This window comes from Variimorphobacter saccharofermentans, assembly GCF_014174405.1.
Taxonomy (GTDB): domain Bacteria; phylum Bacillota; class Clostridia; order Lachnospirales; family Lachnospiraceae; genus Mobilitalea; species Mobilitalea saccharofermentans.
Window position 1 is genome coordinate 2,892,501 of record NZ_JACEGA010000001.1, and the last position, 15,113, is coordinate 2,907,613.

A 15,113-nucleotide genomic window follows, 5' to 3' on the forward strand; every position below is an offset into this window, starting at 1 on the left:
TATTCATCACTAGTCAACAACAATTTGTTTGAATTTTGTATAAAATTTATTACAATTTTATTTTCCCTTTCCGCTAAGGATTTCCTTATTCGTTAACCCTTAAATAACGGCGGAAGTCAATCTTAACACATCTGTATTGTTAAGTCAATAATAAATTGCATTAATTTTATATTCAATTTCTTACAATTAAGATATAGCGCACTTAGGCTAATTTTACTCATCCATTCATAATTTACATACACTAATTCATCTTATATACTAATCATTCTCATAATTATTTAAATTACAAATCATTATATATTCTTCCACTGTTTCTTTTACTATTTCGAAACCAACAGCCTGATACATTCTAGTAGCATAATTATCTTTTTGAACAGCTAAAGAAGCTTGCCGATATCCTTTATCCTTAAGTAGTATCAGCATATTCTTCATAAGTGAGGTTCCAATTCCTTTGTCACGATATTCTTTATATAAGGATATTGCAAACTCAGGTGTGTTCTCATCAACATTGCCATAGCCCTTTACAGCTCCAGCTATTATTCTGGTCCACACTGCTCCTACAACCTTACCTCCCACCTCTGCTACTAAACAATAATCGTCCGGTTTTCCAAAGTCTTCAATAAATACTCTTAATTCCGGTTGATTAATAATCTCTCTGGATACTAGATTATTTTCATCCCTTTGAAAAATGGCTTCATATAAAAAGTCCTCAAGCAACTTTATTTCTGAGGATTTTATTGGACGTATGACGTAATTCATATTACCCTCCATTCTATCGACAACCTGCGAATTTAAGTGGCAGCACATCAAACTGAATCAGCCTTCCTTTTTACAGCAAACGTTTTAAACGCCAATGCAATTAATCCTGAAGCTATAAGAGTCATACTAATTATAATAAAGAAACTCTTTACCTGGGTAAAACGATTAGCTATTCGTACAATTCCATCCATTCGGTTTGGATAATTATTCAATAGAATAAATATCATTATATTCTCCAGCCAGTCAAAAAGCATAGCAGCCAATCCTATGAATCCAATAAGCCAGGGTTTATTAACTTTTTTCCACAATTCTTTCACAATAAGAGTTAACGTTATAAAGTAAAAAAGTCCATACGATAAAGGAAATATGATATCTATAGGCATTATGTACTTTAAATGAAAGCTTCTACCTTCTGCTCCAAGATGATCTAAAATCTCATATGCCCTATCTACAGAGTATCCCATAAGCTCCATATCAAGAATACTGTGTCCACCAGTGATTTCCATAAGCTTTGCTAAACCGAATGGTTTTCCATTAATAATGAAATTCGTAAGCAAAAAGAATACAAAAAACAGTATGGCATTACGTGCACAAAATAAGCCCTTCCTTTTCATTATATATATATAACCCCTCCCTTAAGTAATCAAATAATCACCTCAAAAATAAAACTTAATATAGCTTCACGATAATTATGTGCTACTATTCGTTTATCATATGGACTTATCTTATTATAAGTGGAATTTCCTGTCAATCATATAAATAACTTGAGTTTCCGTAGTTTTATCCACAGTATCCCTGTTTCATCAGTATTGTAATAAACAACTTTTAGAAAATGCCCAAAATATAAGGAATCCTCATCCTTTTTGTAGTAGAATAATGGTGTCTAAGCAAAATCTACACTAAACAATAAAGAAAGGGACTCCTTATGCTTAATTCTACTACAAATACTTACACTTTGAAACGTGAAATTTTATCTTTTTCAAACAAAATATCCCGAAAGCTTTCCAAACCGGATCGAAAGTTTACTGCAGACATGACTTATGGCATGTTAGCTTCTGGCAGTTGCCTTCTGACTGATGTTGTGGATCAGCTTCACGAAGATTCCAAAAAGGTCAACAGCGTGGAAAGACTTACCCGACATCTCAATAAGGGAATCCATAATTCTGCCTTGTCTTCGTATCTGCATACAATACGTAAATGGGTGCCGGATCAACCAGTTATCCATATCGATGATAGTGATATCATCAAGCCTGACGGCTACAAGTTCGAAGCACTGGGACTTGTTCGGGATGGTTCCAAAAGCACCGATACCAAAAATGTCTATGAGAAGGGCTACCATGTAACAGAGGCTTGTGTTATGACTAAAAGCAATCATCCTGTCAGCATTTATTCTAAAATCCATTCTTCAAAAGAAAAGACCTTCACCTCTGTCAATAACGTAACCTTTGATGCCATGGAGCGCGGAAAAGCAATGTTTGGCAAAGCTACTTTTGTAATGGACAGGGGCTATGATGATAATAAGATGTTTCTTAAGCTTGATGAATTAAAGCAGGACTATGTGATCCGACTTACAGCTAAAAGAAAGCTACTTTTTCATAACAAATGGGTGGCCGCTACTGAACTGCGAAATCGTCGAAAAGGCAAAATCACAACACCTGTGTTCTATAAGGGCAAAAAAAGGGAAGCTTATCTATCCCATGTGAAGGTTCAAATCACTGCATCCAGAAAGGATATTTATCTGGTTCTTGTCTATGGCATCACAGAGCATCCGATGATGCTCGCAACAAACAAGGAGATAAAGTCCCGAGAAGATGTAATACGAATTGCAAGGCTTTATTTCTCCCGCTGGCGCATTGAGGAATATTTCCGCTGCAAGAAACAGGTTTTCCAGTTTGAAAACTTCCGTGTCCGGAAGCTGAAAGCAATTAATGCTCTCAATTTTTATATCACCTTGTGTATGGCATTTCTTGCTCTGGTTTCAATGAAAGCAGAAACAAATGCCCTAAAGGTTTCAATCATACAGACAGCAGCTCCTGTTAAGGAGAAAGTTCAGTTCTGCTATTATCGGTTAGCAAAAGGTATCTCCGGCATACTCTCGTATGCAAAAGAAGGCGTCAGGCTATGGTTCAGGACAAAACGTCCTGCATACCGTCAACTTTGCTTTAAGCTAATCGCTTAAATAGATAAAAGAATACTTATCCCGAAGTCCGGTTTTAAACGGGGCTTATTAAGCTTCTTCTGATCTAGATACTGCCACTCTTACACTTAAAAAAATCAGCAAATTGGCACTGTCATTAGATTTATTCATTTTCAAAGTGCAATTTGCGGAAACTCAAGTATAAATAAGGGGTTAAAATCATCAAAACCACATCATCAAAAAAGGGGATGTTGCATAATGTATCAGCCGGGACAATTACTTACCATAATGCACTGTCGGAAGAACATATTGCTATATTTTGTATGTCTCATGCGAATATTCATATTCGTATGAGACATACAAAATCAGTGATGTGTCCTTCCGTCTGTGTGTGAGGTAAGTAATTGTCCCGGCTGATACATTATGAAACATCCCCTCATTTATGATATTTCTTATTTAAATGGAGGCGGAACTCTATGACCGATTACACGTTCCACTTCATAGGCATATGCGATTAGTTCCATATCCGTCTTTGCTGTCATATAAATTCCAAAGGGCATTCCATCGTCTTGTAAACCACATGGGATTGTTATACCCGGTAATGCTGTGTATTGTAAAATGTTGTTACAGCTTAACATGATACAAAAATCGAACTCCTTAATTTGTTCTCTAATCGTAGCCATTCGTTCCCTGCGGTCCTGTAGTACAGACTGATAAATGTCTTCATCCAACCTCCCTGAGGTATTCTCCTGTGCATCAACCAGATAGGTCTGACCATATTTTAAGGTCTTCTCTGGATGCCTTTCGTTGAATTCAATAATATCACTTAAGGTCTTAATCGGATAATCTTCCGGTAATGTACTTAAGTATTGGTTCATATCATATTTAAACTCGTATTTCATGATATCTCTGATATGCTTCGTCTTGGAGATATCCACTTTTCTAATAACTGCTCCTTCTCCCTCTAATTCTTTCATTACATTCTGGATTCTTGTCACAATATTCTTCGGCATATTTTCCATATTCCAGACATTAAATCCAATCACCTTACCTTTTTGATTATTGTTGTGGTCACGAATCACAGGATATCCTGTTAATGCTGCATATAATACTGCACAGTCTTCCACCGTTCTGGCAAACGGCCCTGCTGTATCCAAGGTATGACTGATAGGAATAATTCCTTTCTGGCTGACACTGCCTGTACTGGGGCGAAATCCTATAACACCATTCGCGAGCGCCGCAGCAATGATTGAATTACTGGTATCCGTACCGATGGATGCGCTACAGAGATTTGCTGTAACTGCTACCGCTGAACCGGTACTGGAACCTGAAGGGTCTTTTTCCTTATTATATGGGCTGATTGTTTTTCCACCTCTGGAGCTATATCCTGCGGGCATATTCTCCGTCATGTAATTCGCAAGCTCAGTCATATTCGTTTTTCCTAGAAGTACTGCGCCAGCTTTTCTAAGATTTTGTATCAACTCCGCGTCACATCTGGCATAGGAATCCGCTAATGCAAGTGAACCAGCTGATGTATGCATACGATCGGCGGTATCAATATTATCCTTCACTAGAATAGGAATCCCAAATAATAGATTATTTTGATCATTTCCCTTCTGATCCAGTTCTTCTGCAATATATAATGCATCCGGATTGATTTCCAGAACACTGTGCAGACCATTCGGTCCCTGATCTATATTCTGAATACGTGTAATATATTCTTGTACTAGTTCCTTCACTGATAGTTTCTTCTCATAGAACATGGCTTGGAGTTCTTTTATCGTTTTTTCACAAATATCAAACATTTATTTACGAATTATCCAATCATCATATATGGTAGTTGGATTTCTCCTTTCTCACCTATATTCCATCATTCACTGTTAAACAGTAAATAATATATTCTAATTAGCAGTTTAAAATAAAATGATATTCGAGTGGATTATACATATATTATGTATATATAAGCACTGAATTATTAAAGTTTATCTTTTCTCATTCGTGCACTCATATTTCCTTATAATCGTAGTCAAATTAACCTGCAGCAGAATATGAATGATAGTACCATAAACCCCCACGATAACAATACGAAATGACAGTAACTGATCAATCGCAGTATTATGTGGGGGTATCTATCTGGGTACATATTTTAGTTAGTATTTTGTAATCAATTGTATTATATCTATATCGTATATGTCTGTATCTATTCTTGATTTAATACTCGTTTTAAAAACTCTCTCGTTCTTTCCTGTACTGGATTATTAAATATTTGCTCCGGAGTACCCTCTTCTGCAATAACCCCTTTATCCATAAACACGACACGGTTGGATACTTCCTTGGCAAATCCCATCTCATGGGTAACAACCAGCATAGTAAGACCACTCTTCGCTAAATCTTTCATTACATTGAGTACTTCACCTACCATCTCCGGATCCAGAGCAGAAGTAGGTTCATCAAACAGCAATACATCCGGTTCCATTGATAAAGCTCTGGCAATAGCTACTCTTTGCTTCTGACCTCCGGATAACTGCTTCGGCTTTGCGTTGATATATTGGTCCATACCAACTACCTTCAGGTATTTCATTGCAACCTCTTCCGCTTCTTCCTTCGAGCGTTTTAACACCTTAATTTGTCCAATCATACAATTACTTAATACATTATGATTATTGAAGAGATTGAACTGCTGAAAAACCATACCGAGCTTAGTCCGGTATGCATAAATATCATGTTTATCGTCAAGAATATTCTCTCCGTTATAGATTATTTCTCCGCCACTGGGCTTTTCCAGCAGATTGATACATCGAAGCAGTGTAGACTTACCGGATCCCGAGGCCCCGATGATACAGACCACCTCACCCTTATTCACAGAGAAATCTATATCCTTTAATATCTCGTTGGATCCGAAGGATTTTCTTAAATGTTGAATCTCAATTACCCGTTCCATTTCGACCTCCCTATATCTATATCAAACTCATTGTTCTTCTTAGTACTCTTAATATCAATTAGCTAACCAATCTAGACCTGCATCTGATTACCAGGAATAATATTAAAATTCTCCGGTCCTTCCATTTTTCGTTCTATGAAACGAAGAATTCTGGTAACCACAAGCGTCATAACTAAATAAATGATACAAGCTACAAAGAAGGATTCAAAGTATCGGAAGTTATTACCGGCAATTGATTTCGTCTGGAAGAATAACTCTGATACGGATATTACGTTCAATACGGATGTATCCTTGATATTGATAACAAACTCATTACCGATAGCGGGTAAAATATTACGCAATACCTGAGGTAATACAACATACAACATAGTCTTCGCATGATTCATACCGATTGCATGTGCTGCTTCAAACTGTCCCTTATCAACTGAGATAATACCGCCTCTGACAATCTCAGCTGTATATGCACCAGTATTAATTGATACTATGAATATGGCAGCTAAAGTCCTGTCCATGTCTATACCAAAGGCCATCGCTGATCCGTAGTAAATAACCATGGCTTGTACAATCATTGGAGTTCCACGGAAGAATTCAACGTATATTGATAGTATGGTATTAACTACCTTAAGCAGGCCTCTCTTAAATCCTTTTTCAGGCATAGGAATTGTACGTATTGTACCTATTAATAAACCAATGATAGCTCCTAATACCGTACCGATAATTGAAATAAGTAATGTCAGCCCTGCTCCTCTTAAGTACATCGGCCAGAATTCGGCAACTATTTTAACAAACCACTCCCATGTCATATTCTCACCAAACCTTTCCTATATATAACCTATATAATATAGAAAAGACTGTTCCAAATGATGTATCAAAGATTTTGGAACAGTCTCTAAGCTTACACCTATTCTGCAGCCGGTTGATTCTTAATCGCTTCGTCCATAATGCTAATGCGTTCTTCTTCTGAAATTCCAGCTAAAATCTCATTTATTTTTGCAGTCAGGTCGCTGCCCTTTTTAATACCTACTGCAATGGCCGTATCGTCCTCAGAGGTAACAAAACCATCTGTGAACTCAACCATAGCAAAATTAGGATTAGCAGCTGTTGCGCTAACTCCTTCCGGACGCTCTGATACATATCCATCAATAACTCCAGATTCCAAAGCAACTCTCATTGCAGGAAAGTTATCCATTGCTGGTTGAATGTTTACACCCTCAATCTGTTCAATTACAGAATAGTGAAATGTATTTAACTGTGCAGTAACCTTTGCTCCGCTGAAATCCTGAATTGAAGTGGCACCTTCATAAGCACCGCCCTTTTTCACAACCATAACCAAATCTGATTTATAGTAGTTATCCGTAAAATCAATGGTCTCTTTTCGTTCTGCAGTTGGAGACATACCTGCTATGATAGCATCAATCTTACCTGATGTAAGTGCAGGCACTAATCCATCCCATTCTGTCTTAACTATAACAAGCTCTTTTCCTAATCCTTCTGCAATTCTCTTCGCAATTTCAACATCATATCCGCCTGCGAATTCAGCACTTCCATCAATCGGAACACCACCGTTGGAATCATCAATCTGTGTCCAGTTAAATGGCGCATAACCTGCTTCCAATCCCACCTTAAATGTACCACCGGATTGCGTATCGCTCTTCTGTGCTGGTTCTTTTGTTCCGCAGCCAGTAAGACTCATAACAGCCAAAGCCGCTACGGCAATTATGACAGACATCCTTTTTCTCATATAATTTTCTCCTCCCCTCGTAGTATATCATTACTACTATGACTATCCTTCATGATGGTTAATGTATTATACTTACAACATCTGGAATAATCATGCTGTTCTTTTCAAAATCACGCTAATAGTGTACATCATAAGCATTATGTCTGTCAATTCAAATCCTTAATCCGAATAAGAATATTAGCGTCAATTGATCCCTCAATGCCCTCATTCCATTCTGATAATGAAATCGTATTAAAGATTATCTTTATCACAGACTTGGAATTCTCCTTAAGAATTGTCATTTCATCATTAGATAGTATATATTTATCAACGCTATTTGTATCGGTAAATTGCTTCATGATATCCTTAACTGGAAATCGGATAAGCTCGTTTTGACGATCTTGAAAGATAACAATTTCCTGTTCATCCATGGTATCTCCCTGGATTTCGAAGAAGTATTCCGAATCTGTCAGCATATTACCATCAAGAGTATAACGATTGTTACCCACATTCACTGTGATGCGAAGCAATATGTCATATCCCTCTAACAGAATTGGTTCATAAGTATTCCTAATTAGATTAATATTCTTATAATCCGGAAGACTGTACTGATACTCAGCAAATCCAAAAGTACCCTCAAAATTGTACGTCTTCTCATATTCATGGAGCCATTCAATTCTACGAAGGTCATTGTTTACTCGAAGGTATTGAACCGAATTAATGATTATGTTACGATCCTCTTCATCAACCTTCGAATTCGGATGAATGGTATCCCCCTCTAGCATATTATTGCGTATCAAGGTTTTCTCCAGCCTGTTTCTCTGATTCCTGTAGCCTACGGTAAATGCATCAAAGGGAGGTATTATTGATATAAGAGAAAGCACAATCAGAATTGGTGCAATCAATCCATTTTTTTGAGTTGGACAGAAACTGAATATGATTCCTGCTACTGTTGAAAATAATCCAAATATGATAACAAAGTACCTGCCTGAGGTAACTCCCTCCTCTCCTATTCTAAGAGTGGATGAAACAGTCTGGAATAATACAATGGGAACTAAAAGCTTCGGAAATATTTTACGAAACATGTTCGTTATCTTATTATTGACTGTCGAGGATAATAAGTAAATAACAATAACAGCTATCGAATAGGATAGCAGCATAGGCTCCATTAAATTGTCAGTCCAAAAATCACCCATAATATTTATCATAATATAGGCCAGTAATATAATAGAAAAAACTGCTGCAAGTGGTATCATAACATAGGATATTAAAGTTTCCAGAAATTTAGAGGGAACTAGGTTACTTACCTGTGTCTCTTCCTCATCCAATATCGATATCATGGGTGAGTGTGTTCCCGGATAAACCGGAATATAGGAAAGAAGATATATCGGTGCTAATAGGACAAATATTATATTCGCAGTGTGTGAATAAGAATCACCACTGACATTGGTGAAAAGAAGATCAATCGCCTGGATAATCAGAACCACTCCGATATAAAGCACACCGGAAAATGCTAATGACGTAAAAAAGCCTTTCCATATGGCTAAAAAGCTTTCATTAAAATTACGACTGCTTTTTATCACCGGAACCCAGAGAATAGCAATTAATATGATGAAGAAAATAACTATGGTACGTATGATAACCGGTTGCTCCCATTCGGTATTCCGTATGACCACATAGTAGCATCCTGATACAATCAGAGCAATCAAATAGATTGCCCATCGCATTGAAGCTTTTTGAAGAAAGCGCTCGAAGATCATCTGCCCTAACACGGATAAGGCAGAAGCAAGAAGCAAGGAAAGGAACAGACGGCTATACTGTTCCTCATTATAGAAATGAATCGACATCCCATTCGTAATTGTTGCACTGAATAATAATATAGCGGTTATCGGAAAACGTGTAATTGTGTCTTGTATGCTACTAAACCGTTCAAACATTCGATTTTGATCTTTCAAATTGAAACCTCCCGCTTTCAGAATATAAAAATATACATCGCATACCTTTACTGTATATTTTACCATGTATAGCTAGATAATATAAGTAATTATGCTTGCAATTTTATTTTTCCACAGAAATACAATAGCAATTATTAACAATTTTATAAATATTCCATAAAGATTTTTATAAAAAAATGACGAATCCCACTTTACAAAAGTATAAAAATATGCAAAAATAAAAAAAATCACAGGAGGTAAAGTAATTATGTCTTCAAAGAAACAACCCGTCGGCTATTTGCCTGACGAAAGACCCCCCATCGTGGAATTAATCTTATTTGCATTGCAGCAAATCGTTGTAATGTTTCCCGCAACTGTTCTCGTTGCTATTCTTACTGGATTCCACGTATCCACTACCATTTTTGCCAGCGGCTTGGCAACCCTATGTTTTATTCTTATTACCGGTAGAAAAATCCCCTTGTATTACGGTTCCAGCTTTTCTTACATTACGGCAATTGTTTCTATCATGTCTGCAGAGCAATTTGCAACATATAGTCACAACGATAAAATCGCAATTGCTCAATTCGGTATCGTAATGTCAGGTTTCGTATCCATAGCAGCCGGTATCATTATTCAGAAGTCAGGAAGAAAATTAATTGATAAGGTTCTTCCCGCTACAGTAACTGGTAGTATCGCTATTATTATTGGTTTATCCCTCGCGGCAAATGCTATGGGAAATGCAGCAAGCTCCGGCTATATCGCAGGTGTATTAGCAGCTCCAGCAGATTATTCAAGTACCATTGTATCAGCTGTAGAATCTGGTCAATATGCAAATTATTCTTGGATCATTGCTATTGTAACTCTTATTTCCACAATATTATATTCGGTATATTTGAAAGGCAAACTCAGTCAGTTGCCTATTCTTTTTGGCCTTTTAACAGGATATATCGTTGCTGTTATCATTGGTATAGTAACGGGTATTCCTTTTGTAAGCTTTAATACGATTGAATCAGACAGTATCATAAGTCTGCCAATCTTTACTCTTCCGAAGCCGTCACTGGCTGCAATCGGTGCAATCATGCCAATAGCAATTGCAACCATTCCGGAATCAACTGCTCATGTATATCAATTAGATATTTATGTAAACGACTTAGCAAAGAAGAAAAAAAGTGGTAAGGTATTCAATATTGCAGATAAGTTAGGTCTGAACTTAATTGGTGATGGTATTGGTGATATCGTTTCCGGTATGATCGGTGGACCAGCAGGAACCAATTATGGTGAAAATATTAGTACCATGGCGATATCAAAAGTTTTCTCCATACCGGTGCTGATCGCCGCTTCCATCATTACTATGGTAATCTCCTGCTTTACACCATTAATTAATGCTGTATACTCCATACCAACCGCAGTTATTGGAGGCCTCTCCATTTACTTATTCGGTGTTATTGCTGCACAGGGTATCACCATTATGATGGATCGTAAGGTGGATATGTTTAAAGCAAAGAATATGGCCATTATTGCTATCATCTTAATCATTGGTCTTGGTGGATCCTTCGGATTTAGTAATGGTATGATACCTCTGTTCGGTGTAGAGTTCCCTGCACTTGCTACCGCAGCTGTAGTAGGCATCTTGATTAATCTTCTACTTTCCATCGGTGATAAAGAGGAAGAGACAGCCGAATAAGAACCTGATTGTTAGAATGTCATAAATAGAAACTATATTAAGACGTCATCATAAAAGAGAGCATATGCTGAATTGATAATCAATACAATTCAGCATATGCTCTCTTCTTTTACATTCCTATACGTATCATCATTTCATCAATAAAAGGATTTAATATAAATTCCTTACTATGAACTATATATTATATAATCGCAAGAATAACGAAATTAGCAATAAACAAAGCGGTTGCAACCCATAATACCGGGTTAATATCTTTCGCCTTTCCTTTTACAATCTTAACAATTACGTAGAAGATAAATCCACCAGCAATACCATAGGAAATACTATAGCAAAGTGCCATGAAGATTGCAGCAAAGAATGCCGGAATAGCCTCTTCTAATTCATCCCATTTGATTTCTTTAAAGGAAGAAATCATCATAATACCTACTGCAATTAAAGCAGGTGCTGTAGCCTGTGTAGGAACAATTCCTACGATCGGTGCAAGGAAGATACTTAGCAGGAATAAAGCTGCAGTCACAACAGAAGTAAGACCGGTACGTCCACCTGCTCCAATACCAGCAGCACTCTCTACATAGGTTGTTGTATTGGAGGTACCAACGATAGCACCAATACTGGTTGCGATAGAATCTGCAAATAAAGCCTTGTCCATTTTAGATTTAAATCCTGTACCTTCTTCCAATGCCTTCTCATCCGCTTCATCAAAGATACCGGACTTTCTTCCTGTACCGATAAATGTACCGATGGTATCAAAAGTATCGGATAAGCTAAATGCAAAAATAGTCATTATTACAAGCGGGATACGGGATGCATCACTAAACAGGGAGCCTAATCCCTCACTACCAAATGCAGCACCAAAGGTAGTGCCCAAATCCTTAAAGGAGTCAGCTAATCCTGCAGTAGCACCAAGAGTGCTTAAATCTACCACCTTTAACGGAATTCCAAGAACGGTTGTAGCAGCAATTCCGATTATGATTGCACCCTTTACTTTTAATATAAGTAAAATAAAGGTAATCACAATACCTACCAACGCAAGGATAAGTCCTTTATTATCAAAATTAGACAGTGCTGGAACCCCAGATTCAAAGTTAACCATACCAATATTTAATAAACCAATATATGCAACAAAGATACCAATACCGCCACCGATTGCATGTTGTAAGCTCTCTGGTATTGCTTTAATAATCAGCTTACGGATCTTTGTAACAGTAATAATTACATTAATAATACCACAGATAAATACCATCATTAACGCTTCCTGCCAGGTAAATCCCAGACCAAAGCATACGGTATAGGTAAAGAATGCATTCAATCCCATACCAGGAGCCTGCGCATATGGAACATTAGCAAATAATCCCATAACCAAAGTTCCAGCTACTGATGCAATAATTGTTGCCAGAAATACCGCTCCCGCAGGCATTCCTGTTTGTGATAACATTCCCGGATTAACAAAGATGATGTAGGCCATAGCAAAGAAAGTAGTAATACCGGCTACCACTTCAGTCGAAACACTCGTTCCGTGCTCCTTCAGTTTAAAAAACTTTTCCATAAAAACTCTCCTTTGATTTAATTTTATAAAAAGAGAAATCCAATGGACCCCCCCAATTATACTAATCCCAGCTCTTAATAATATGCCTTGTTCCCTCAAATGTAAACAAGCAAGTGTATGATAAGAGTTTTTGTAAAAAACGTATAGAAGGCTATCCTGTTATTCCCCTGTAAGGATGCAAATTCTTCTCATCCCATCCTACAACGTAGGTAACCGGATAGCCCTCTGATATTAATCATTAAGCTTCTGCTTCTTCTTCCTTTGCATTTTCTTCAATAACCTTTTGCTGTACATCAGAAGGAGCCTGCTCATATCTTGAAAATTCATATGAGAATTCTCCAATTCCACCAGTCATAGATCTTAGATCAGTGGAATATCCATATAGTTCAGCCATCGGAATATCTGCTATAATTTCTTGTTTTCCGCCAGAAACCGGGTTCATTCCTAGTACTCTGCCGCGTCGTTTATTCAGATCACCCATAATATCACCGGTGAATTTATCTGGTACAAGTACTTTTAGGGAAGCAATTGGTTCAAGAAGTACCGGAGACGCTTCCATAAATCCTTGCTTGAAAGCCTGAATGGTCGCTAGCTTAAATGCCATTTCAGAGGAGTCAACCGGATGATACGAACCATCCACCAATGTAGCTTTTATTCCCACTACTGGATATCCGGCAACTGGACCCTTTAATACAGATTCTGCTACTCCCTTTTCTACTGCCGGGAAATAATTCTTCGGTACGGCTCCACCGAAAATCTTCTCCTCAAAGATATAATGCTTTTCAAGATCACCGGAAGGTTCAAATTCGATATGAACATCACCGTATTGACCATGACCGCCGGATTGTTTCTTATGCTTACCCTGAACCCGAACCTTTTTACGAATTGTCTCACGGAAGGGAATTCTGGGTTTCATAACCTCAATCTCAACCTTATACTTTGTTAGAAGCTTATTTACTACTATATCAAGCTGTTGGTCACCAATTCCATATATTAAAGATTGACGGTTTTCTTTATCATTTACGATCTTTAGAGTAAGGTCTTCATCCATCAGCTTTGCAAGCGCCTGGGATACCTTATCATCATCACCCTTATTCTTCGTCTTATAGCGTAAATAAGTATAAGGCGTTGATACCTCAATACGATCGTATATCACAGGATTTGCCTTGGTTGACAGGGTATCTCCTGTAGTGGTATTAGTAAGCTTACCCAGTGCTCCGATATCGCCTGCATGGAGCTCATTTACCTCAATCTGCTCTTTACCTCTTAAGACATAGATACGATTTACTTTTTCTTCTGCATCCTTTTCTGCGTTGTAAATCGCCATATCAGATTTTAACACACCGGAACATACTTTGAAAAGAGAAAACTTTCCGATAAACGGATCGGCAATGGTTTTAAATACTCTTGCGCTAAACGGCTTTTTCTCATCATAATCTGCTGTAAATTCTTCTCCAGTCTTAGTATTTTTTCCGACTATATTCTTCTTACTTGGGTCCGGGAAGTATTTTTCAATTGCCTGCAGTAACATAGTCGTTCCCTGAGCATTAATACCGGAGCCCATCATTACCGGCACTACTGAGCCATCTATTACATTATTTCGAAGCGCACTAGAGATTTCTTCTTGAGTAAACTCCTCGCCTGAAAAATATTTTTCCATTAATTCTTCGCTGGTTTCTGCAACCGCTTCCAATAAGACTTCTCTAAACTTCGATAGATTTTCCTGACTATAATCTGGAATCTCACATTCTTCATAATTACTTGCTGTTGTAAATCTTCTGCCTGCCATCTTTACAACATTAACAAATCCAACAAATTTCTCATTTTCTCTAATCGGAATATGGAATGGAGCAATCTTCTTACCATATAGCTCCGTTAATTTCTCAACTACCTCACGATAACTTGCGTTATCATCATCCATATCAGTTACAAAGAAAATCCTAGGTAAATTATATTTCTCACAAAAATCCCAGGCTTTTAATGTACCTACTTCTACGCCTGCTTTTGCTGAAACTAATATTACCGCTGCATCCGCAACCGCCAATGCTTCCTCAACTTCACCAACAAAGTCAAAGTACCCTGGCGTGTCCAAAAAATTAATCTTAATGCCTTCAAATTCAATAGGTATTACTGTGGTACTAATTGAGAATAGTCTCTTTTGTTCCTCTTTGTCATAGTCACTGATTGTATTTCCCTCTTCCACTCTTCCCTGACGCTTTAAAATTCCTGTTGTATACGCCATGGCTTCGACTAAAGTAGTCTTGCCACAGCCACCGTGGCCTAACAGAACAACATTGCGAATCTTTTCTGAAGTGTAAACATTCATAATGATTTCCTCCAATACGCTTATAGTAAGTAGTAGGGTCCAATAAATCTCCCATGAATACCTCTT

Annotated in this window: 11 protein-coding genes; 2 read left to right on the forward strand and 9 right to left on the reverse strand. The window is 37.5% G+C overall.

All coding sequences use genetic code 11. The features are described from left to right. Positions 1 to 258: 258 nt before the first annotated feature. Both H0486_RS12680 and H0486_RS12685 read right to left on the reverse strand, forming a co-directional pair. The gene (locus H0486_RS12680; RefSeq protein WP_228353344.1) at positions 259 to 759 is read right to left on the reverse strand and encodes a GNAT family N-acetyltransferase; all 501 of its coding nucleotides are present in this window, start codon (positions 757 to 759) and stop codon (positions 259 to 261) included. 47 nt (positions 760 to 806) lie between these two features. After that, positions 807 to 1,373, reverse strand: a complete 567-nt coding sequence (locus tag H0486_RS12685; protein WP_228353345.1) for a hypothetical protein — start codon at positions 1,371 to 1,373, stop codon at positions 807 to 809. 311 nt (positions 1,374 to 1,684) lie between these two features. Between H0486_RS12685 and H0486_RS12690 the strand changes: the two genes are divergently transcribed. Then, a complete protein-coding gene (locus H0486_RS12690) occupies positions 1,685 to 2,938 on the forward strand; it encodes a transposase (protein WP_228351247.1) in 1,254 nt (417 codons plus the stop codon). 410 nt (positions 2,939 to 3,348) lie between these two features. Here H0486_RS12690 and H0486_RS12695 read toward each other — a convergent pair whose 3' ends face one another. The 5 genes from H0486_RS12695 to H0486_RS12715 form a co-directional block, all read right to left on the reverse strand. Continuing rightward, on the reverse strand, positions 3,349 to 4,701 hold the full coding sequence (locus H0486_RS12695) for an amidase family protein (protein WP_228353346.1): 1,353 nt from the start codon (positions 4,699 to 4,701) through the stop codon (positions 3,349 to 3,351). 395 nt (positions 4,702 to 5,096) lie between these two features. Continuing rightward, positions 5,097 to 5,837, reverse strand: a complete 741-nt coding sequence (locus H0486_RS12700) for an amino acid ABC transporter ATP-binding protein (RefSeq protein ID WP_228353347.1) — start codon at positions 5,835 to 5,837, stop codon at positions 5,097 to 5,099. Between the two features lie 71 nt (positions 5,838 to 5,908). Continuing rightward, positions 5,909 to 6,640 carry an amino acid ABC transporter permease gene (locus H0486_RS12705; RefSeq protein WP_228353348.1) on the reverse strand — a complete coding sequence of 244 codons (732 nt, stop codon included), beginning with the start codon at positions 6,638 to 6,640 and terminating at the stop codon, positions 5,909 to 5,911. 98 nt (positions 6,641 to 6,738) lie between these two features. Next, a complete protein-coding gene (locus H0486_RS12710; RefSeq protein WP_228353349.1) occupies positions 6,739 to 7,578 on the reverse strand; it encodes a transporter substrate-binding domain-containing protein in 840 nt (279 codons plus the stop codon). A 146-nt stretch (positions 7,579 to 7,724) separates the two neighbouring features. After that, positions 7,725 to 9,512, reverse strand: coding sequence for a DUF4153 domain-containing protein (locus tag H0486_RS12715; RefSeq protein ID WP_228353350.1), 1,788 nt, complete (start codon positions 9,510 to 9,512; stop codon positions 7,725 to 7,727). 247 nt (positions 9,513 to 9,759) lie between these two features. On the opposite strand from H0486_RS12715, the gene H0486_RS12720 reads away from it, so the two are divergent. Continuing rightward, on the forward strand, positions 9,760 to 11,175 hold the full coding sequence (locus H0486_RS12720) for a uracil-xanthine permease family protein (protein ID WP_228353351.1): 1,416 nt from the start codon (positions 9,760 to 9,762) through the stop codon (positions 11,173 to 11,175). 181 nt (positions 11,176 to 11,356) lie between these two features. Here H0486_RS12720 and H0486_RS12725 read toward each other — a convergent pair whose 3' ends face one another. Together H0486_RS12725 and fusA are read right to left on the reverse strand one after the other, a co-directional pair. After that, the gene (locus H0486_RS12725; protein WP_228353352.1) at positions 11,357 to 12,721 is read right to left on the reverse strand and encodes an NCS2 family permease; all 1,365 of its coding nucleotides are present in this window, start codon (positions 12,719 to 12,721) and stop codon (positions 11,357 to 11,359) included. A gap of 238 nt (positions 12,722 to 12,959) precedes the next feature. Then, a complete protein-coding gene (gene fusA / locus H0486_RS12730; protein ID WP_228353353.1) occupies positions 12,960 to 15,047 on the reverse strand; it encodes an elongation factor G in 2,088 nt (695 codons plus the stop codon). Positions 15,048 to 15,113: the final 66 nt, after the last annotated feature.

What these genes read in the sequence shown, in the direction of transcription:
- H0486_RS12680 (WP_228353344.1), bottom strand. Translation starts at nt 759, where the DNA reads ATGAATTACGTCATACGTCCAATAAAATCCTCAGAAATAAAGTTGCTT.
- H0486_RS12685 (WP_228353345.1), bottom strand. Translation starts at nt 1,373, where the DNA reads ATGAAAAGGAAGGGCTTATTTTGTGCACGTAATGCCATACTGTTTTTT.
- H0486_RS12690 (WP_228351247.1), top strand. Translation starts at nt 1,685, where the DNA reads ATGCTTAATTCTACTACAAATACTTACACTTTGAAACGTGAAATTTTA.
- H0486_RS12695 (WP_228353346.1), bottom strand. Translation starts at nt 4,701, where the DNA reads ATGTTTGATATTTGTGAAAAAACGATAAAAGAACTCCAAGCCATGTTC.
- H0486_RS12700 (WP_228353347.1), bottom strand. Translation starts at nt 5,837, where the DNA reads ATGGAACGGGTAATTGAGATTCAACATTTAAGAAAATCCTTCGGATCC.
- H0486_RS12705 (WP_228353348.1), bottom strand. Translation starts at nt 6,640, where the DNA reads ATGACATGGGAGTGGTTTGTTAAAATAGTTGCCGAATTCTGGCCGATG.
- H0486_RS12710 (WP_228353349.1), bottom strand. Translation starts at nt 7,578, where the DNA reads ATGAGAAAAAGGATGTCTGTCATAATTGCCGTAGCGGCTTTGGCTGTT.
- H0486_RS12720 (WP_228353351.1), top strand. Translation starts at nt 9,760, where the DNA reads ATGTCTTCAAAGAAACAACCCGTCGGCTATTTGCCTGACGAAAGACCC.
- H0486_RS12725 (WP_228353352.1), bottom strand. Translation starts at nt 12,721, where the DNA reads ATGGAAAAGTTTTTTAAACTGAAGGAGCACGGAACGAGTGTTTCGACT.
- fusA (WP_228353353.1), bottom strand. Translation starts at nt 15,047, where the DNA reads ATGAATGTTTACACTTCAGAAAAGATTCGCAATGTTGTTCTGTTAGGC.